This window comes from Ruegeria sp. AU67, assembly GCF_900312795.1.
Taxonomy (GTDB): Bacteria; Pseudomonadota; Alphaproteobacteria; order Rhodobacterales; family Rhodobacteraceae; genus Ruegeria; species Ruegeria atlantica.
The window spans coordinates 94300-111900 of record NZ_OMPH01000021.1 but is presented as its reverse complement, the minus strand read 5'-3'; the positions used below and the strand labels follow the sequence as shown (position 1 = coordinate 111900).

The 17601-nt window shown below is 58.0% G+C and carries 24 protein-coding genes; 11 read left to right on the top strand and 13 right to left on the bottom strand.

Annotated elements, in window-relative coordinates:
• Nucleotides 1-13: 13 nt before the first annotated feature.
• The 6 genes from DK510_RS11900 to folK all read right to left on the bottom strand — a co-directional run bounded on the left by DK510_RS11900 (nucleotide 14) and on the right by folK (nucleotide 5252).
• Nucleotides 14-637: a LysE family translocator gene (locus DK510_RS11900; protein WP_109312278.1), complete on the bottom strand. Its 624-nt coding sequence runs from the start codon at nucleotides 635-637 to the stop codon at nucleotides 14-16.
• A complete protein-coding gene (locus DK510_RS11895) occupies nucleotides 634-1380 on the bottom strand; it encodes a pyridoxine 5'-phosphate synthase (protein ID WP_109312277.1) in 747 nt (248 codons plus the stop codon). Before DK510_RS11895 ends, DK510_RS11900 begins: the two co-directional genes overlap by 4 nt.
• On the bottom strand, nucleotides 1373-2071 hold the full coding sequence (locus DK510_RS11890) for a DUF2062 domain-containing protein (protein WP_109312276.1): 699 nt from the start codon (nucleotides 2069-2071) through the stop codon (nucleotides 1373-1375). The genes DK510_RS11895 and DK510_RS11890 overlap by 8 nt, the downstream gene beginning before the upstream one ends.
• 16 nt (nucleotides 2072-2087) lie before the next feature.
• Nucleotides 2088-4220, bottom strand: coding sequence for a bifunctional (p)ppGpp synthetase/guanosine-3',5'-bis(diphosphate) 3'-pyrophosphohydrolase (locus DK510_RS11885; protein WP_109312275.1), 2133 nt, complete (start codon nucleotides 4218-4220; stop codon nucleotides 2088-2090).
• Between the two features lie 26 nt (nucleotides 4221-4246).
• Nucleotides 4247-4600: a DNA-directed RNA polymerase subunit omega gene (rpoZ, locus tag DK510_RS11880; protein ID WP_010437681.1), complete on the bottom strand. Its 354-nt coding sequence runs from the start codon at nucleotides 4598-4600 to the stop codon at nucleotides 4247-4249.
• 94 nt (nucleotides 4601-4694) lie between these two features.
• The gene (gene folK, locus DK510_RS11875) at nucleotides 4695-5252 is read right to left on the bottom strand and encodes a 2-amino-4-hydroxy-6-hydroxymethyldihydropteridine diphosphokinase (protein ID WP_109312274.1); all 558 of its coding nucleotides are present in this window, start codon (nucleotides 5250-5252) and stop codon (nucleotides 4695-4697) included.
• A 153-nt stretch (nucleotides 5253-5405) separates the two neighbouring features.
• Here folK and DK510_RS11870 point away from each other — a divergent pair, with 153 nt between their 5' ends.
• The 7 genes from DK510_RS11870 (at nucleotide 5406) to DK510_RS11840 (ending at nucleotide 9892) form a co-directional block, all read left to right on the top strand.
• A complete protein-coding gene (locus tag DK510_RS11870) occupies nucleotides 5406-5978 on the top strand; it encodes an NYN domain-containing protein (RefSeq protein ID WP_058278950.1) in 573 nt (190 codons plus the stop codon).
• Between the two features lie 193 nt (nucleotides 5979-6171).
• A complete protein-coding gene (ispH, locus tag DK510_RS11865; protein WP_109312305.1) occupies nucleotides 6172-7122 on the top strand; it encodes a 4-hydroxy-3-methylbut-2-enyl diphosphate reductase in 951 nt (316 codons plus the stop codon).
• A complete protein-coding gene (locus DK510_RS11860) occupies nucleotides 7119-7571 on the top strand; it encodes a DUF3429 domain-containing protein (RefSeq protein ID WP_109312273.1) in 453 nt (150 codons plus the stop codon). Before ispH ends, DK510_RS11860 begins: the two co-directional genes overlap by 4 nt.
• A complete protein-coding gene (locus DK510_RS11855) occupies nucleotides 7568-8155 on the top strand; it encodes a bifunctional 2-polyprenyl-6-hydroxyphenol methylase/3-demethylubiquinol 3-O-methyltransferase UbiG (protein ID WP_234999042.1) in 588 nt (195 codons plus the stop codon). The genes DK510_RS11860 and DK510_RS11855 overlap by 4 nt, the downstream gene beginning before the upstream one ends.
• Entirely contained in the window at nucleotides 8148-8615 is a 468-nt protein-coding gene (gene rnhA / locus DK510_RS11850; protein WP_108861286.1) for a ribonuclease HI, read from the top strand. Before DK510_RS11855 ends, rnhA begins: the two co-directional genes overlap by 8 nt.
• Nucleotides 8612-9235 (top strand): trimeric intracellular cation channel family protein, encoded by a 624-nt coding sequence (locus tag DK510_RS11845; RefSeq protein ID WP_109312271.1) that lies wholly within the window; start codon nucleotides 8612-8614, stop codon nucleotides 9233-9235. The genes rnhA and DK510_RS11845 overlap by 4 nt, the downstream gene beginning before the upstream one ends.
• A gap of 54 nt (nucleotides 9236-9289) precedes the next feature.
• On the top strand, nucleotides 9290-9892 hold the full coding sequence (locus DK510_RS11840; protein ID WP_109312270.1) for an alpha/beta hydrolase: 603 nt from the start codon (nucleotides 9290-9292) through the stop codon (nucleotides 9890-9892).
• Between the two features lie 6 nt (nucleotides 9893-9898).
• Here DK510_RS11840 and DK510_RS11835 read toward each other — a convergent pair whose 3' ends face one another.
• The 5 genes from DK510_RS11835 to def (DK510_RS11815) are packed head-to-tail and all read right to left on the bottom strand — an operon-like array spanning nucleotide 9899 to nucleotide 12323.
• Nucleotides 9899-10135, bottom strand: coding sequence for a GlsB/YeaQ/YmgE family stress response membrane protein (locus tag DK510_RS11835; protein ID WP_058273291.1), 237 nt, complete (start codon nucleotides 10133-10135; stop codon nucleotides 9899-9901).
• 1 nt (nucleotide 10136) lies between these two features.
• On the bottom strand, nucleotides 10137-10391 hold the full coding sequence (locus DK510_RS11830; protein ID WP_058278955.1) for a hypothetical protein: 255 nt from the start codon (nucleotides 10389-10391) through the stop codon (nucleotides 10137-10139).
• Nucleotides 10392-10405: 14 nt separating this feature from the next.
• Nucleotides 10406-11311, bottom strand: a complete 906-nt coding sequence (gene fmt, locus DK510_RS11825) for a methionyl-tRNA formyltransferase (RefSeq protein WP_109312269.1) — start codon at nucleotides 11309-11311, stop codon at nucleotides 10406-10408.
• Between the two features lie 2 nt (nucleotides 11312-11313).
• Entirely contained in the window at nucleotides 11314-11808 is a 495-nt protein-coding gene (gene def / locus DK510_RS11820; RefSeq protein ID WP_109312268.1) for a peptide deformylase, read from the bottom strand.
• On the bottom strand, nucleotides 11805-12323 hold the full coding sequence (gene def, locus DK510_RS11815; protein ID WP_058278958.1) for a peptide deformylase: 519 nt from the start codon (nucleotides 12321-12323) through the stop codon (nucleotides 11805-11807). Before def (DK510_RS11815) ends, def (DK510_RS11820) begins: the two co-directional genes overlap by 4 nt.
• 94 nt (nucleotides 12324-12417) lie before the next feature.
• Here def (DK510_RS11815) and DK510_RS11810 point away from each other — a divergent pair, with 94 nt between their 5' ends.
• Nucleotides 12418-13590 (top strand): MalY/PatB family protein, encoded by a 1173-nt coding sequence (locus tag DK510_RS11810; protein ID WP_109312267.1) that lies wholly within the window; start codon nucleotides 12418-12420, stop codon nucleotides 13588-13590.
• A gap of 36 nt (nucleotides 13591-13626) precedes the next feature.
• Here the strand turns inward: DK510_RS11810 and DK510_RS11805 are convergent, their stop codons facing one another.
• Nucleotides 13627-13980 (bottom strand): hypothetical protein, encoded by a 354-nt coding sequence (locus DK510_RS11805; RefSeq protein WP_109312266.1) that lies wholly within the window; start codon nucleotides 13978-13980, stop codon nucleotides 13627-13629.
• Nucleotides 13981-14195: 215 nt separating this feature from the next.
• On the opposite strand from DK510_RS11805, the gene DK510_RS11800 reads away from it, so the two are divergent.
• Nucleotides 14196-15185 carry a glutathione S-transferase family protein gene (locus tag DK510_RS11800; protein ID WP_109312265.1) on the top strand — a complete coding sequence of 330 codons (990 nt, stop codon included), beginning with the start codon at nucleotides 14196-14198 and terminating at the stop codon, nucleotides 15183-15185.
• Here DK510_RS11800 and DK510_RS11795 read toward each other — a convergent pair.
• Complete coding sequence (locus DK510_RS11795) at nucleotides 15167-15529, bottom strand: response regulator transcription factor (RefSeq protein ID WP_109312264.1); 363 nt, start codon at nucleotides 15527-15529, stop codon at nucleotides 15167-15169. The genes DK510_RS11800 and DK510_RS11795 overlap by 19 nt on opposite strands.
• Nucleotides 15530-15711: 182 nt before the next feature.
• On the opposite strand from DK510_RS11795, the gene cobD reads away from it, so the two are divergent.
• Nucleotides 15712-16677 carry a threonine-phosphate decarboxylase CobD gene (gene cobD / locus DK510_RS11790; protein WP_109312263.1) on the top strand — a complete coding sequence of 322 codons (966 nt, stop codon included), beginning with the start codon at nucleotides 15712-15714 and terminating at the stop codon, nucleotides 16675-16677.
• Nucleotides 16674-17594 carry an adenosylcobinamide-phosphate synthase CbiB gene (gene cbiB, locus DK510_RS11785; RefSeq protein ID WP_109312262.1) on the top strand — a complete coding sequence of 307 codons (921 nt, stop codon included), beginning with the start codon at nucleotides 16674-16676 and terminating at the stop codon, nucleotides 17592-17594. Before cobD ends, cbiB begins: the two co-directional genes overlap by 4 nt.
• The last annotated feature ends 7 nt before the right edge of the window (nucleotides 17595-17601 follow it).

Below are 17601 nucleotides of genomic sequence, written 5' to 3'. Positions count from 1 at the left end.
TGCACCCCTTTTGTCACCCCAACCGAACTGTAAGTATCTTATAACTCGCCACCCCAAAGAACCCGGCAAAGGCGAAGTCGAACCAGCGACGGGCGCGGCTGTAGACGCACACCATACGCTCGGAAGAGAAGAGAAAGGCGTAGCCGATGAAGATCAGCAAAGATCCTGCATAAAGCATGGCGAAATAGCCCAGCAACATCGAAAGGCTGGAATCACTAGGGGCGACGATGGCATAGATCGACCCCCAACTTAGGATCGCCTTAGGGTTGGTCAGGTGAATGGCCGCGCCCTTGGCAAAGATTGTGCGAAAAGAGCCGGTGACAGGGTTGCCCATAGCAACCTCATCAGACGTCATCGCCCGGCGCAGCGCCTTGATCGCCAGCCAGCCCAGATAGGCAACCCCCACATAGCGGATGATCTCGAACACCCAGGCATTTGCCAACATGATTGCTGATAGGCCCAGCGCGGCGGCGATGCCCCACGCGGCAGAGCCTGCGCAAATGCCCAAAGCAAATACCAGGCCAGCGCGGCGACCTTCGTTCATTGCGTTTCCGGCAATCCCCATTGTTGCAGGCCCCGGAGAGCCACCGGCCATCAGCCAGGCAAACCAGATGGCAACAAATCCGGGTGTGATCATCCGCGCGCCTCATCCATTAGACGCCGCATCTCGGCCATGGCAGGCGTGAGGCCGCGAAAGATCGCCTCGCCAATAAGGAAGTGGCCGATATTCAGCTCGCGCACTTCGGGGAATGCCGCGATCGGTTGTACGGTGTCATAGGTCAGGCCGTGACCCGCGTGCACCTCAAGGCCCAGTGAATGTGCAAAAGCGGACATTTCGCGCAGGGCTTCCAACTCACTGTTGGCTTTGTCGTCGTGGTCTTCGGCCATGGCATCGCAATATGCACCGGTGTGCAGCTCGATCACTTCGGCGCCGATACGATGCGCCGCCTCGATCTGGCGCTGATCAGCAGCAATAAAGATCGACACACGACAACCGGCATCGCGCAGCGGAGCGATAAAATGAGCCAACTTGTTTTCCTCGCGCGCGACTTCCAGCCCGCCTTCGGTGGTGCGTTCCTCGCGCTTTTCAGGGACGATGCAAACCGCATGCGGCTTATGCCGCAAGGCAATTTTCAGCATCTCGGGCGTCGCGGCCATCTCAAAGTTTAACGGCACCGACAGGACCTCCATCAGGCCATCGATATCAGCGTCCGAGATATGGCGACGGTCTTCGCGCAGATGCGCGGTAATGCCGTCAGCCCCGGCCTCTTCGGCTAGCTTTGCAGCGCGCAAAGGGTCAGGATAGGCCCCGCCCCGCGCGTTACGCACTGTGGCCACGTGGTCGATATTCACGCCAAGACGCAGTTCGTTGTCAGACATCGCTCGAATCCTTCTTCAACCCTTGGCCTGAACCTAGGGCATTCATCAATGGAACGGCAGGCTTTGTTTCGGCCAAGCGTTTGATTTCGTCAAACTTTGCCTTGATCTTGTCGCGACGGCGCTGCTGATAGGTGCGGATCAGCGGCAAGCTGAGATAGGAGCAAATTACACCCGCCAAAATGCCCGGAAGAACGCCGCCAATCATGTAGGGAAAGAACACCTCGTTATAGAAGATGCTGAGCCCATGCCAGTCCGCGACACGGTCGGTGAACATGGCAATAAAGTTGTTCTTCAGATCTCCCATTGCATCTGTGAACTTGCCCATCAGACCATGCGTGTCGCCTTTGTGAAACTTGGTTCCCAGCAGGAAATGCCCGGTCTGCAGGCAAACCACACCGATTGGCACATAGGTGAGTGGGTTGCCAAAGAATGTTCCACTCAGTGCCGCCAGAATATTGCCATTCAGCAAGCGTGCCACCACAGCAGCGACCAGAAAATGCAATCCGTAGAACGGAGTGAATGAGGCAAAGACGCCTGCACCGATGCCACGCGCAATGCGCTCGGGGGAATCCGGCAGCCTACGAACACGATGCTTTACATAGTGAAAGGCCCGCGTCCATCCACCACGGGGATAGACGAATTCAGACGCGATCTGGACAGGCGAGCGTCGGTCTCGGCGCTTAAATACCACTCCTGATCACCCCTTCTCAGCCAGCCGCTACTGCGGTTTTGGTCCTATCCCGATAGCGTTCGACCGCGGCAACATCGCTTTCGGCCTCAAGCATAAGCATCAGCGAATGCAACTGTTCCAGGTCACGCAATTCGACACTGACCAGAAGGCGGTAAAAATCCGGTTTGCGGTCGACAAATTCCAGGTTCGAAATATTTGCCTTTTTCTCGCCTATCAACGTACAAATGCGCCCTAGCACCCCCGCATCATTGCCAATCGTGACGTCCAGCGTCGCACCATGAACGGCCGGGTGCGTGCCAGAATGCCAGTGGAGATCAACCCAGCGATCTGGTTCGCTTTCGAACTCGGACAGGCGGTCGCAATCGATTGCGTGCACCACAACACCCTTGCCGCGATAGGTAATGCCGACGATGCGTTCGCCAGGCAAAGGTTGACAACAGGGCGCGCGGTCGAATTTCTGGCCGGGTTCAAGGCCGATCACCGCGCGGCGCGGAGAAATGGCGTCACCGTCATCCTGGGTAAGTTCAGGGTAAACGGCGCTGACCACATCATGCGCCGTCAGCTCGGCGCTGCCGAGACGCGCCAGCAATTCATGACGATCCTTCAGGCGCAGGTGTTTCGCCGCGGTATCCAGCGCCTTGTCGGTAGCCTTTCGACCGACATGTTCGAAACCGGAACGCGCAAGTTCCTTGCCCAGCTTGATGAACCGCTCGCGGTCGACCTCGCGCAGCGCACGCCGAATGGCGGTCCGGGCCTTGCCGGTCACCGCAATCTCAAGCCACGTTACCTGAGGCGTCTGGCCGTCAGCGGTAATTACATCCACCGACTGACCATTCTTGATCCGCGTCCACAGTGGCACACGGATGCCGTCCACCTTGGCGCCAACACAGGCATGTCCAATGCGCGTATGGATCGCATAGGCGAAATCAATCGGCGTAGCCCCGCGCGGCAGCTTGACAACATCGCCCTTGGGCGTGAAGCAAAACACCTGGTCCGAGTACATTTCCAGTTTGACCGCTTCGAGGAAATCTTCGTGATCTTCCTCACTGTCGAACTGTTCAGTAAGGTTCGCAATCCACTTGGCCGGATCAACGGCAAAAGGGTTTTCCGAGCGGACACCGTCGCGGTACGACCAATGCGCCGCAACGCCGGTTTCTGCCACATCATGCATCTGACGGGTTCGAATCTGAACCTCGACCCGTTTCCCGTCGCGGCCGGAAACTGTTGTGTGGATCGAGCGATATCCGTTCGATTTCGGCTGACTGATGTAATCCTTGAACCGTCCCGGCACCGCGCGCCAACGCTGGTGAATGGCACCCAGCGTGCGATAGCAATCTTCCTCGGACCGGGTGATGATGCGAAAGCCGTAGATGTCAGACAGGCGCGAAAAGCCCTGATCTTTTTCCTGCATCTTGCGCCAGATCGAATACGGCTTTTTGGCGCGACCAAACACTTCGGCTTCGATGCCCGCCTTTTCCAGCTCGTGCCGCATGTCGCCGGTGATCCGGTGAATCACGTCGCCGGTTTCACGTTGCAAGGTGATAAAGCGGCGAATGATCGACTGGCGGCCTTCGGAGTTCAGAACGCGGAAAGCAAGATCCTCAAGCTCTTCGCGCATCCACTGCATACCCATGCGACCCGCGAGCGGCGCATAAATATCCATCGTCTCGCGTGCCTTCTGCACCTGCTTTTCCGGGCGCATTGCCTTGATCGTACGCATGTTGTGCAAACGGTCGGCCAGCTTGACCAGAATGACACGCAGGTCCTTGGACATGGCCATGAACAGCTTGCGGAAATTTTCTGCCTGTTTGGTTTCGCGGCTGGATAGTTGCAGGTTGGTCAGCTTGGTGACGCCATCGACCAGCTTGGCCACCTCTTCCCCGAACATTTCGGACACTTTGCCATAATTGGCCTTGGTGTCTTCGATCGTGTCATGCAGCAACGCCGTAATGATCGTCGCATCATCAAGACGCTGTTCGGTCAGGATTGCGGCCACGGCAACAGGATGCGTGAAATAGGGTTCGCCTGAATGGCGAAACTGACCGTCATGCATCTGCTTTCCGAACTCGTATGCTCGGGCGATGCGGTCAGCATTAGTCTTGGGGTTGTAGTTGCGGACCAGCGCAATCAGGTCGTCTGCAGAAATCATCCGGTCCGCACCTTTATCTTTGGGGATTACCCCTGGCCTTGAGCCTCCATCAGAGCGCGCAGCAGCTTCTCTTCCGACATATCGTCATCGGCAGGTTTGTCCGACTCCGCACCCATCAGCAGAGCCATCTGATCTTCTTCCGGCTCGTCGACCTCAATCTGGGTCTGGTTGGCCTCGATCAGGCGCTCGCGCAGTTCATCCGCGCTTTGGGTTTCGTCCGCAATCTCGCGCAGCGACACGACGGGGTTCTTGTCATTGTCACGGTCGACGGTGATCGGGCCGCCGGCAGAAATCTCGCGCGCACGATGGGCGGCAAGCATCACCAGTTCAAACCGGTTAGGAACCTTGTCTACGCAATCTTCAACCGTCACGCGGGCCATTGGGCGCTCTCCGTTACTGAATCCATGTCAGGAAGAGGTTTATCTAAGGGCGAATCCCTGCCTTGACAAGCAAGAAATGCTGCAAATGCACCGTTCACACAGCCGTGACCTCTGCAATATCCGCCGCGGGCAGGTCTGCCAGCATTTCGGTTACCGTCCGGCCCAGCACAGGATGTCGCCAATCCGGAGCTACGTCCGCCATCGGAACAAGTACAAAAGCACGATCCTGCAGGCGCGGATGTGGAATAATCAGCCGATCCGGCGCCTTTTGCGTCTGTTCCTGTGCTGGCAGGGTCAGCCAGCTATCATATACGGTGCGATCCGGCAGAACCAAATCATCATAGCACACCAGATCCAGATCCAGCGTTCGCATACCCCATCGCTGCACCCTTTCGCGGCCAAACTGATGCTCAATCTGGTGAAGCAAGTGCAACAAATCGGCTGGTGTCCTGTCCGTTTCGATCACTGCAGCCGCGTTAATGTAGTCGGGCCCGGCACCTGCCGGGAAGCACGGGGTCTCAAAAAAACGGCTGACGGCACGAATCACCACCCCTTGACGCAACATCGCGTCAAGTGCGCTTTGAAGTGTCACCTTGGGGCCAATACCTCTCAATTTGAGATTTGCGCCCAGCGCAATAACCGCTTTTGACATAGATTTGTACGTTCCATTCACTATATTCGGCGAATTGCATGCTTGCGATACGACCGAAATGGCCTAATTATAGAAGATCAGCGCGCCGCATATTTCCAAATACCCACTCACGTAACACCACGGCGTCCTGTATTGTACCGGAAGGACCTATTTATGTTCTATAAAGACGAACGGCTAGCGCTGTTCATCGACGGCTCGAATCTTTATGCGGCCGCAAAAGCACTGGGGTTTGACATCGACTACAAATTGCTGCGCCAGGAGTTTATGCGCCGCGGCAAGATGCTTCGGGCTTTTTACTATACGGCGCTATTGGAAAACGATGAGTATTCCCCGATCCGCCCCTTGGTTGACTGGCTGCATTACAACGGCTTCACCATGGTGACAAAACCGGCGAAGGAATACACCGACAGTATGGGGCGTCGGAAAGTCAAAGGTAACATGGATATCGAACTGACAGTCGACGCCATGGAACTGGCACCGCGGGTCGATCATATTGTGCTGTTTTCGGGCGATGGGGATTTTCGCCCGCTGATTGCCAGCCTGCAGCGTCAGGGCGTGCGCGTTTCGGTGGTTTCGACCATCCGCAGCCAGCCGCCAATGATCTCGGACGAGCTGCGCCGCCAGGCTGACAACTTCATCGAACTTGAAGACCTGCGCGACGTGATCGGGCGACCTCCACGTGAAATGCCCATGGAGCCACGCAGCGTTGCTGCGGGTGGACAGTAAGACCCGGCCACTCACCAAGCCCGGGGGAAGAAATTAGCGCGGTCAGGCTGTACCAACCTGGCCGCGCTTCTTTAACTAAAAGCAGGTACTGAAACACCTGCTGGCTAGCAGTGCTTCATGTCAGATCAATGACAACGTCCTGTCTGGACCATAGCCGGGAAAAGACTTACCTGTGGCCTATGGAGACCAAGACATGACCAAGCCGCCCCTTACCCTTTACCTTGCCGCACCACGCGGGTTCTGCGCCGGTGTCGACCGGGCGATCAAGATCGTTGAAATGGCGCTGCAGAAATGGGGTGCCCCGGTCTATGTGCGGCATGAAATCGTGCACAACAAATTTGTCGTCGATGGTCTGCGCGCCAAGGGGGCCGTTTTTGTCGAGGAGCTGGACGAGTGTCCTAACGACCGACCCGTTATCTTTTCAGCGCATGGCGTACCGAAATCCGTTCCCGCGTCGGCGGCCCAGCGGGAAATGATCTACGTCGATGCCACCTGCCCGCTGGTCTCCAAGGTCCATGTCGAAGCGCAGCGCCATGCTGAGGCCGGGTTGCAGATGATCATGATCGGGCACAAGGGCCATCCGGAAACCATCGGCACCATGGGTCAGTTGCCTGACGGCGAAGTGCTGCTGGTTGAAACCGTTGATGACGTGGCCTCGGTTCAGGTGCGCAATCCGGAAAAGCTGGCATTTGTCACCCAGACTACGCTTTCAGTGGATGACACCAAGGACATTATCGCGGCCCTCGAAGCCCGGTTCCCTGCCATCGTTGGCCCGCATAAAGAGGACATTTGCTACGCCACCACGAACCGGCAAGAGGCCGTTAAGGCCGTGGCTCCGAAATCGGATGCTTTGCTGGTTGTGGGCGCACCGAACTCGTCGAACTCACGTCGGCTGGTCGAGGTTGCTGCACGCGCCGGGTGCAACTATGCGCAATTGGTGCAGCGCGCGCACGATATCGACTGGCGGGCACTAGAGGGCATCTCAACCATCGCCATTACCGCAGGCGCGTCAGCACCCGAAGTGCTGGTGAATGAGGTGATTGACGCTTTCAACAACCATTATGACGTAACGGTTGAACTGGTCGAAACTGCCGTCGAAAATGTCGAATTCAAAGTGCCTCGCGTCCTGAGGCAAACCGCATGAGAGGCGTCCCCAAGGCGCCGTTGGTTCTAGCGCTGGCGGGGCTGATCCCGTTCATTTGGGGCGCGCTGACCTCCTTGAACGGCGATTTGCAGGATTGGGGCAGGCAAGAGCTTGGTCCGCGGTTCGTCGGGCCGTATATTCAACTGTTCTACGGCTCGGTGATCTTAAGCTTTATGTCCGGTGTTCTGTGGGGGTTCGCATCCAAGACCTCGGGCAGTAAGGCAGCGACATGCTATGTGCTGTCAGTCCTCCCGGCGCTTTGGGCGTTTTTCATGACCGGCGGTGGACCTGTCGAGGCGGGCATCAACCTGATGTACGGCTTCGCCGGTTTGCTGATGTTGGATGCAATATTTGCATATTGGCGGCTGGCCCCAACATGGTGGCTGAGGCTGCGCGTTCTGCTGACAGCCATCGTCCTGATATGCCTTGCCGTAGGAGTGTACCTGTGACCGATCGCAAGACAATTGATGCCTACACCACGCGTGTTGCCGAGTATCTGAGCGTCCCATTGCCACCCGAACAGATCGAGGCGCGTATGGCCTTTGCCGAAGCGGTTGCGCCGGGCGGCTATGTGCTGGACCTCGGCTCAGGCCCTGGGGCGGACAGCATGTTTTTCCTGCGTGAGGGGCTGCTGGTTCGGGCATTGGATGCGACGCCGGCCTTTGTGGAACACGCCCGAGAAAATGGTGTAGATGCGCATGTCGGTACATTTGACGATGTGACCGAAACAGCCACGTTTGACGGCATCTATGCCAGCTTTTCGCTGCTGCATGCGCCGCGCAAGGATTTCCCGCGCCATTTGGCGGCCATCCACCGGGCACTCAAGCCTGAGGGTATCTTTTTCCTTGGTCTGAAACTGGGAACCGGTGAACACCGTGACGACATTGATCGCTATTACACCTATTTCTCACAGACCGAGATCGAAGAGGCCCTGGCCGAGGCAGGGTTCACAATTGACCGGATTACAACCGGAGTCGGCAAAGGTCTGGCCGGGTCTTATGACGGCTTTATTCTGGTGATCGCCCATGCCTGAGTTGTTTGCCTATACCGATGGTGCCTGTTCGGGCAATCCTGGCCCGGGGGGCTGGGGCGTGCTGATGCGCGCGATGGACGGCGAAAAAGTCCTGAAAGAGCGCGAGCTGAACGGCGGCGAGGCTGAAACCACCAACAATCGCATGGAATTGCTGGCAGCGATCAGCGCGCTGGAAACGCTGGAGCGGGCCTCGAAGATCACCGTGGTAACCGACAGCGCCTATGTGAAGAATGGCGTCACCGGCTGGATTTTCGGCTGGAAGCGCAACGGCTGGAAAACCTCGAACAAGAAGCCGGTCAAAAATGTCGATCTGTGGCAGCGACTGGACGAGGCGCAGGCGCGCCATGACGTGACCTGGGAATGGGTCAAGGGCCATGCTGGCCATCCCGAAAACGAAAAAGCCGACGAGCTGGCCCGCGCGGGCATGGCCCCGTTCAAACCCAAAAAGGCGCAAACGTGAGCGGTCTGGCACTGCTCGACTATGCCTCAGTTCTGGTTTTTGCCCTGACGGGTGCATTGGTGGCTAGCCGGGCACAGCTGGATTTGGTGGGTTTTGCCTTTATGGCCTGCCTGACTGCTGTGGGCGGCGGAACCGTCCGCGACCTGCTGTTGGACCGGCACCCGGTGTTCTGGGTCGGTCAACCGGACTATATCCTGACCGCCACAGCGGCAGCCGTGGTGGTGTTTTTCACCGCCCATTTGGTGGAAAGCCGATACAACTTGCTGGTCTGGCTGGACAGTTTCGCTCTGTCGATTGCCGCGGCAGCAGGTGCTGGCGCAGCCTTGTCGCTGAACCAATCCGGTGTCATCGTTGTGCTGATGGGCGTCACAACGGGCTGCCTTGGCGGCTTAATGCGGGACGTGGTCTGCAACGAAGTGCCACTGGTCCTGAAACAGGGTGAGCTCTACGTCTCTTGCGCGTTTGCCGGGGCTTTTGCCGCTGTGATCGCAACCCGACTTGGTTTCGACGAGCTGGCCACACTGGCCGCATGTGCGTTGATCTGCTGGGCATTGCGGGCGGGATCATTGGTGTTTGGCTGGCGGCTTCCGGTTTACAAGGCGCGCCCGCCGCGGCAATAGATGGGTGCAAAATGTTCGATCTGCATTTCCTGTGCCACAGAGGTGAGAACTGAAATGAAATTCACTTTCCCCGTTTTTGTCGCCTCACTGGCTCTTCTGGGTGCGTGTGCAGAGCGATACGACGCGGTCAGCTTCGTTGTACAGGGCGACGAAATCGTTGCTTCGGGGGCTATTGATCACACGACACTCAGCGCTTTTGAAGAAATCACTGCGGCCAATCCCAAGATCAAGACCCTTGTACTGCAGAACATCGAAGGCTCAGTCGATGATGATGCAAATGTCGTTTTCAGCCGCGTTGTTCGGGACGAAGGGTTTGATACTGTGGTGCCCGCAAACGGCTTGGTCGCCTCTGGTGGCACCGATCTGTTCCTGGCCGGCAATCGTCGCACTCTGGAACCTGGCGCATGTGTCGGGGTTCATAGCTGGGGCGGCGGCGGATATGTGGCTGCCAACCTGCCCGAAAACCACCCCGAGCACGATCGCTATCTCGACTATTTCAATGATATTGGTGTCGACCCGGCCTTTTATTGGTTCACGCTTGATGCAGCGTCCGAGGACGAAATGCACTGGATGTCAGCAGAGGAAGCCAATCGCTTCAAAATGGCGACGCGCAATTCGAAATCGTTGGGATCAACAGTGATTTGCGACGAGCGGTAGCCACGTTCAACGTCGTAGATAGGTCTGCCAGATCCAGATCACCAGCAGAGCCCCCAGAACGGCACCCACAAAACCGGACAACCATCCTGCCACGGTGATCAAGGCCCGCAACAGAAATCCGCCAACCAGTGCACCAACGATGCCAATCAACATGGTTGTGGGGATGTTGGCCTCGATCCGCATTAAACGGGTGGCCAGGAACCCTGCGGCGGCTCCGATGACGATCAGGGCGATAACAGGCATGTCACTTCCTCCAATGGGTCGGCACGATGATCAGCGCGCCGACGGATGACACAATAGCGTTCAATCCCGGGGACCCAAAAGCAAGGTTAAACCCGAACATCCTGCCAAACATGATCTGAGCAAAGAAAAACAGAAAGGCACCGCCGATACAAATGATGATAGATTGCAGATAGCCGTTTCGGGTAAACCCGGTTTTTTCCGCGAGGCTTCCAACGACGGCTGCGATTAACACCGTCCCCATCAAAGTCATGTACAAGTCTGTTATTCCTTCTAAATCCGACTTCCCTTGGCCACAGGCCAGCCCCGCAGAAAGGTTTCCTTATCCTGTGCGCCTTTGCCCGCCCGTTGCAGGCGCAACAGATCAACGGCACCCTCGCCGCAAGCTATTGTCAAGGCATCGTCCAGAGCTTCGCCGGGTACGCCCTGCCCCTCGGCCAGACGCGACGCCAGTAGTTTCACGCGGTCCCCGTCAATCTCGGTCCAGGCACCTGGGAACGGGGACAGACCACGGATCTGCCGGTCCACCTCTGCTGCGGGCCGGGACCAGTCAATCCGTGCCTCTGATTTGTCGATCTTGGCGGCATAGGTCACACCGACCTCGGGCTGCGGCTCGGGCGACAGATCTGGCAGGTCATGCAAAGCCTCAACGATCAGTTTGGAGCCCATTATCGACAGCCGGTCATGCAACTGGTCGGTGGTTTCCTCGATCCCGATATCGGTTGCTTCGCGCATAAGAACCGGGCCTGTGTCCAACCCGGCCTCCATCTGCATGATGCAGATACCGGTTTGCGCATCGCCGGACATGATGGCGCGATGGATCGGGGCCGCCCCGCGCCAGCGCGGCAACAGGCTGGCATGGATATTCAGACATCCCTGGGCAGTCGCGTCCAGAATGGGCTGCGGTAGGATCAGGCCATAAGCGACCACCACAGCCACATCTGCGTTCAGTGCAGCAAAGGCATCCTGTTCATCTGACGATTTCAGAGACACCGGATGGCGGACAGTCAGGCCTAACGCTTCGGCCCGTGCGTGAACCGGTGTCGGTCGGTCCTTTTTGCCCCGACCAGCCGGGCGCGGGGGCTGGCAATATACGGCGACGATATCATGCCCAGCTTCGACAAGCGTATCCAGAACCGGAACCGAAAAGTCGGGCGTACCCATGAATACAACGCGCATCTCTACCCCAGCTTTTTGGCTTTGCGCAGCAGCATGTCCCGTTTGACTTTGCTGAGCCGGTCGAAATACATCTTCCCGTTCAGATGGTCGATCTGGTGCTGTACGCTTGTGGCTTCGATCCCGACAAAATCGCGGCGATCCACCATCCCCTGCTCATTCAGAAACTTGACCGTCACTGCGCGCGGGCGCTTCACCTTGGCCGAAACACCGGGCAGGTTCGGGCTGGCCTCATCATGTTCGCGCAGTTCGATTGAGCTGTGCAGGATTTCCGGGTTGGCCAGACGCACAGCCTTACCGCGTTCAGCCGAGCCGTCCACCACAGCCAGGCGCAACATCACGCCGATCTGCGGCGCGGCAAGGCCAACACCGGGCATCGCTTCCATCGTGTCGATCATGTCGTCCCAGATGGCACGGATTTCATCGGTGATCTCGGCGACGTCCTCCGCCTTGGTGCGCAGGCGTTTATCGGGCCATGGCAGGCAGGTGCGAGCGGTCATGCGCGGGCTTGCTCGCGCTTTAGTTTCTGCATCTTTCGCGTGATCATCTGCCGTTTCAGCGGCTTGAGATAGTCGATGAACAGCTTGCCGTTCAAATGGTCGATCTCATGCTGAACACAGGTCGCCCACAGGCCGTCGAATGTTTCCTGTTGCAAGTTGCCATCCTGGTCGATCCACGTGACATCAACCACTTTGGGGCGCGTGACTTCGGCGAATTGCTCGGGGATCGACAGGCAGCCTTCCTCGTAGACATTGGTCTCATCGGACGAGGCGATAACCTCGGGGTTGAACATGATCAGCGGACGCGGGGCTTCGCCCTCTTCCTTAATGCAGTCCAACACGATCAACCGATCCAGCACGCCGATCTGAGGCGCGGCCAGACCAACGCCAGGCGCGTCATACATCGTCTCCAGCATGTCGTCGGCCAGCTTGCGCAGCTCGTCGCTGATATCTGCCACAGGCGCGCAGACCTTTTTCAGGCGGGGGTCGGGATGGATCAGGATATTACGTTTCATGGGGTTGATTTAGGCCATCCCGCACTGCACCGCAACGCCCCCCTTGCACCCGCTGGAATTGTAGCTAGCTTTCGTCCGGACAGATGGAGCAGACATGACTTTCAACGACCTGATCGACCGCCGGGGAACCAACAGTTCAAAATGGGATAAGATGGAGCAAATCTACGGTGTGCCCCCGCAGGACGGGCTGGCCATGTGGACGGCAGATTCCGATTACCCAACAGCGCCTTGCGTAATTGATGCGGTTCGCAAAGCGGCTGACCATGGGGTCTTTGGGTATTCGTGGATTCACCCGGAATATCTGGCATCGATTCAGTGGTGGATGAAGAACCGCCATAGCTGGGACATCGACACCGATTGGGTGCTGACTTCACAGGGGTTAGGCAATGCGATCGCCCTGTCTCTGGATGTCTGGAGCGAACCCGGCGACGGCGTCGTCATCTTCAGCCCCGTCTACCATGAGTTTGCCCACAAGGTGAACAAATCGGGACGTCGCGTTGTCGAGTGCCCGCTAGTTCGCCAAGGTGAAACCTATGGCCTGGATCTGGACGACGCTCAGTCGCGTCTGGACGGGTCGGAAAAGCTGTTGCTGTGGTGCTCGCCGCAAAACCCCTCGGGCCGGGTGTGGACACCGGATGAACTGCGTGCCGTGGCCGCATTCGCCGAACGAAATGGGCTGATTTTGGTCTCGGATGAGATCCACCACGATCTGGTTTATCCTGGCAATACGTTCGTGCCGATGGATGTGGCTGCGCCGGATGCGCGGCCGTGGACCGTGACCCTGACTGCGGCGTCCAAGACATTTAACATCGCCGGTCAACGCACCGGTAACATGATCATTCCGGACCCCAAACTGCGCGCGGCCATGCGGCACCGCATTCAGACGCTGGACTATGACCCCAGCGCGTTGGGCGTGGCGATGATAACTGCCGCCTATTCGCCCGAGGGTGCGGCATGGGTTGACGAGCAGGTCGCGCATCTTGCGGGCAACTGCCAGGTCTTTGACGCAACAATCGCCGAGATCCCTGGTCTGTGGTCCATGCCATTGCAGGCTACTTATCTGGCTTGGGTAGAATTCTCAGGAACCGGCATGACCCATGAAGAGTTTGTCCGCCGCCTGCGCGAAGATGCCAAAATCGCAACGTCCTCAGGCCCCGGTTTCGGCGCAGGTGGTGAGACCTTCGAACGGTTTAACTTGGCCACTCAGCGTGCACGGGTCGAAGAGGCATGCGCCCGGCTAAAGCATGCATTTGCTGATTTGCAGTAAACGAGGCGGCCAACGGCGATGTCGTTGGCCCTGTCCTCAATCCTTGTGCCCAAGCAACGCAATCGGCGCGTCCGGCGCGCGGTAGAAATCCAGCGGAGCCTTGTCGGCTGCGGCCGTGCTGCGCTTGAACTCGTACCGCATTTCGCCTGCTTCATCCTCATCCGCGATGATTAGGCATTGGTACAAGTGACTGACACCATCATAGATATCCACAAGCCCGCGCAGTTGAGGCGTGGTTTCGGCCTCAACTGTAAATCCGTCTTTCCACAATCGAAGAATCTTGTAGGTATTGTCGCCAATATCGACACGAAGGCGGCTGATCTTTTTCAATCCTGCGATTCGCGCCGCATCCAATTCGGCAGTAATTTCCTTTGAAACATAAGTACTCATAAAAATATCTCCCCCGGCAGTGTATTCTATTGTGAGGCGCAAATTGTAAAAATCCAGTGAACCTGATCACAGTCAGCGCCGGGATTTCAATTTGTTGCACAGAAATCCCAATCCTTCCTGTGCATATGCGCAGGAAGGATGCGCGCGCCCTCGCATAGGAACGCCCCAAGTACCCGCCTATGTTTGGCGCAAACGCTTTTCGGAGGGCATGAGAAATGGGCCTGTTGGTCGACGGTAAATGGCACGACACTTGGTATGACACCAAATCCACGGGCGGCGCGTTCAAACGCAGCGCCGCGCAGTTTCGCAATTGGCTGACGGCAGATGGCAGCGCCGGACCATCGGGCAAGGGTGGCTTCAACGCTGAAACCGACCGCTACCACCTCTATGTCAGCCTGGCCTGTCCATGGGCGCACCGCACTCTGATCTTCAGGGAACTGAAAGGTTTGAACAAGCACGTCTCAGTCTCGGTGGTACACCCCGACATGCTGGACAAAGGCTGGACCTTCGAGACTGATGACCATGGGGCGACCGGGGACACACTGTACGGCCTGGGCTTTGCCCACCAGATTTACACCAAGGCCGACCCGACATATTCGGGCCGTGTCACAGTGCCGATCCTGTGGGACAAGAAACAGCAGACGATCGTTTCGAACGAAAGCTCGGAAATCATCCGCATGTTCAACTCGGCCTTTGACGGGATTACCGGCAACGCCGACGATTATTGGCCCGAAGCGATGCGCGATGAGATCGAAGAGGTGAATGCGCGCATCTACTCCAACGTCAACAACGGCGTCTACAAATCCGGCTTTGCCACCAGCCAACAAGCTTATGACGCCGCCGTGGACCCGCTGTTTGAAACGCTGGACTGGTTAGAGGATCGTTTGACTTCAAACCGTTATCTGATGGGGGATCGCCTGACTGAGGCTGACTGGCGGTTGTTCACGACGCTGATCCGGTTCGATCCCGTCTATCATCTGCATTTCAAATGCAACCGGCGGCGACTGATCGATTACCCCAACCTGTGGGCTTATACGCGCGAGCTGTATCAATGGCCGGGCGTCGCTTCGACGGTGAACATGCACCACATCGTGCGCCACTATCACTATAGCCACGAAAGCATCAATCCGCATCGGATCATCCCGACCAACCCGGTTTTGGACTACATGGAACCGCACGGGCGCGGTCAGCGGCCCGCCGCGTAATGTTCAACCATCGCCGCCAGATCTTCTGGCGGCGTGCCGCTTTGCACATAAGCGCACGCGTTTGGACTGTGGGCAAAGATCGATCCATCTGAAAAAAAGGTCGTGTTGGTAACAAAGATCACCCGCGCCTCGGGGCGGCGATAGCTGGCGAAATCAGCCACTGCCAATGCGCTGCCTTTTTCCAGCACCAGATCCAACACGATGATATCAAAATCCGTGCCATACAACGCAAGGATCGCAGCCTCTTGTCCGGCAACAAGCGTCACTTGGGCGCCTTGCCGTTCCAGATGTCTTTTCCAGACCCGACCAAGGTCGGGGTTACTCTCAACAATCAGTACATTCATTTGCAACAACCTCGGCACTTGGTAGAGTGTGCGGTGCCGACCCCCGTGGTTTGTGATCACGCTTATTCCTTAACAAAGTGTTAACGGTGCCGGTCAACCGGGCCGATCACGCGGATTTGCTTGTGTAAGCGGCAAAAATCCGCTTGAAGCACAACAAACGCGCAATTCCGACGAGAACACCGATGGCAAGCCCGAACGCAGATTTGAACCCCCGTGCCGCGCGCGACCATGGCGGCGGGCTGGACGGTGCTATCGCCCGGTTCGGCGGGGCACGCGACGATTGGCTTGACCTGTCCACCGGCATCAACCCACACCCATATCCGGTGTCGGGACTGAACCCGTCGGATTGGGCCGCGCTGCCGGATCATGGTGCGTTCGAACGGCTGTCTGCCGCAGCACGCCAGTTCTGGTCTGCTCCCGAAGGTGCCGCGATTCTGCCCGCGCCCGGCGCATCAGCAGTAATCGCCCGCATGCCTGCGCTTGCTGCGACGGGTCGGGTTCAGATCACAGCACCCACCTACAACGAACACGCGGCAGCTTTTTCTGCGCAGGGTTGGACTGTTCAATCGAACGGTCCAGCCGAGGCGCGCGTCCTTGTGCACCCGAATAACCCGGATGGACGTATCTGGACCGTAGAGGACGCCGATGCCCCGCTGACCGTGATTGATGAGAGTTTTTGTGACGTTTGCCCTGACGCATCCCTAATTCATCTGGCCGAGCAGCCCGGTGTGATCGTGTTGAAAAGTTTCGGCAAGTTCTGGGGCTTGGCCGGGCTACGACTGGGATTTGCGATTGGCCGCCCTGACCTGATCACAAAGCTGAACGATTTGACCGGGCCGTGGTCTGTCTCTGGCCCTGCCCTTCGGATCGGGGAACGGGCGCTGCGGGACACGGACTGGGCCAAAGCAACCCGTCAGCAGTTGGCGGCAGCGACACAACAGCTAGACCGGATCATGACCGGCAAGGGGGCAAAACTGGTCGGCGGCACCACGTTGTTCCGCCTTTATGACGTCGACGATGCCGCCGCTTGGCAGGCCAAGCTGGCCCGCGCCAATATCTGGAGCCGCATATTCCCCTACTCAAACACTTATCTGCGCCTTGGCTTGCCGCCTGCAGACGGATGGCGTCAGCTTGAGGCCGCGTTGTGAGTACGGCTTTTCTGCTGGTTTGCGCCATGTGTCTGGACGCGGTGCTTGGAGAGCCAGATTGGATCTGGTCGCGCATTCGTCATCCGGCAGTGATGATCGGCACTGTCATCGGCTGGTTGGACCTGCGCCTGAACCGCGGAACGAATAGGCGCTTGAAAGGCGTGGCCATCGTGCTGCTGCTGATCTTTGGCGCAGTGATTCTGGGCCGCACGCTGACCTTGTTTGGGCCGGTGATCGAAATCGTCCTTGCCGCAATTCTGCTGGCACAGAAGTCACTGGTGACCCATGTGCGCGATGTCGGTGACGGGCTTCGCTCCTCCTTAACCGAGGGCCGCGCCAAAGTCGCCATGATCGTTTCGCGCGATACGCGGGACATGACCGAGGAGCAGGTCGCGCGATCCGCTATTGAAAGCGCTGCAGAAAATCTCAGCGACGGCGTAATTGCGCCCGCGTTTTGGTTTCTGGTCGCGGGCCTGCCGGGGTTGCTGATCTACAAGGCGGTCAACACTGCCGATAGCATGATCGGCTACCGGTCGGAAAAGTACCGCGACTTCGGCTGGGCCGCGGCGCGTCTGGACGATTTGTTGAACCTCATTCCCGCCCGTCTGACCTGCGTGATGATCGTGGCGCTATCCGGTCAATGGGCGCGCTGGCCAGAAATGGTCGCGGATGCACGTCGCCATATCTCACCCAACGCCGGTTGGCCCGAGGCCGCGATGGCGCGCGCCTTAAACGTCGCCCTTGCCGGGCCGCGCAGCTATGACGGACAGGTCCGCGATCTGGCCTGGGTCAACGGTGATGCGCCACGTAACATCGGCGCGCCGGAGATTTTCCGCGCATGTGACATGCTTTGGCGGGTTTGGGGGCTTGCGCTGGGCCTCGTGTCGGTGTGGGTTGGGGTCAGCTTTATTTTCTGACGGACCC

What these genes read in the sequence shown, in the direction of transcription:
- DK510_RS11900 (WP_109312278.1), bottom strand. Translation starts at nt 637, where the DNA reads ATGATCACACCCGGATTTGTTGCCATCTGGTTTGCCTGGCTGATGGCC.
- DK510_RS11795 (WP_109312264.1), bottom strand. Translation starts at nt 15,529, where the DNA reads ATGAATGTACTGATTGTTGAGAGTAACCCCGACCTTGGTCGGGTCTGG.
- DK510_RS11885 (WP_109312275.1), bottom strand. Translation starts at nt 4,220, where the DNA reads ATGATTTCTGCAGACGACCTGATTGCGCTGGTCCGCAACTACAACCCC.
- DK510_RS11895 (WP_109312277.1), bottom strand. Translation starts at nt 1,380, where the DNA reads ATGTCTGACAACGAACTGCGTCTTGGCGTGAATATCGACCACGTGGCC.
- def (WP_058278958.1), bottom strand. Translation starts at nt 12,323, where the DNA reads ATGAAACGTAATATCCTGATCCATCCCGACCCCCGCCTGAAAAAGGTC.
- DK510_RS11810 (WP_109312267.1), top strand. Translation starts at nt 12,418, where the DNA reads ATGACTTTCAACGACCTGATCGACCGCCGGGGAACCAACAGTTCAAAA.
- DK510_RS11800 (WP_109312265.1), top strand. Translation starts at nt 14,196, where the DNA reads ATGGGCCTGTTGGTCGACGGTAAATGGCACGACACTTGGTATGACACC.
- def (WP_109312268.1), bottom strand. Translation starts at nt 11,808, where the DNA reads ATGACCGCTCGCACCTGCCTGCCATGGCCCGATAAACGCCTGCGCACC.
- rnhA (WP_108861286.1), top strand. Translation starts at nt 8,148, where the DNA reads ATGCCTGAGTTGTTTGCCTATACCGATGGTGCCTGTTCGGGCAATCCT.
- DK510_RS11870 (WP_058278950.1), top strand. Translation starts at nt 5,406, where the DNA reads ATGTTCTATAAAGACGAACGGCTAGCGCTGTTCATCGACGGCTCGAAT.
- DK510_RS11840 (WP_109312270.1), top strand. Translation starts at nt 9,290, where the DNA reads ATGAAATTCACTTTCCCCGTTTTTGTCGCCTCACTGGCTCTTCTGGGT.
- folK (WP_109312274.1), bottom strand. Translation starts at nt 5,252, where the DNA reads ATGTCAAAAGCGGTTATTGCGCTGGGCGCAAATCTCAAATTGAGAGGT.
- rpoZ (WP_010437681.1), bottom strand. Translation starts at nt 4,600, where the DNA reads ATGGCCCGCGTGACGGTTGAAGATTGCGTAGACAAGGTTCCTAACCGG.
- fmt (WP_109312269.1), bottom strand. Translation starts at nt 11,311, where the DNA reads ATGCGCGTTGTATTCATGGGTACGCCCGACTTTTCGGTTCCGGTTCTG.
- DK510_RS11835 (WP_058273291.1), bottom strand. Translation starts at nt 10,135, where the DNA reads ATGCCTGTTATCGCCCTGATCGTCATCGGAGCCGCCGCAGGGTTCCTG.
- DK510_RS11805 (WP_109312266.1), bottom strand. Translation starts at nt 13,980, where the DNA reads ATGAGTACTTATGTTTCAAAGGAAATTACTGCCGAATTGGATGCGGCG.
- DK510_RS11860 (WP_109312273.1), top strand. Translation starts at nt 7,119, where the DNA reads ATGAGAGGCGTCCCCAAGGCGCCGTTGGTTCTAGCGCTGGCGGGGCTG.
- cobD (WP_109312263.1), top strand. Translation starts at nt 15,712, where the DNA reads ATGGCAAGCCCGAACGCAGATTTGAACCCCCGTGCCGCGCGCGACCAT.
- ispH (WP_109312305.1), top strand. Translation starts at nt 6,172, where the DNA reads ATGACCAAGCCGCCCCTTACCCTTTACCTTGCCGCACCACGCGGGTTC.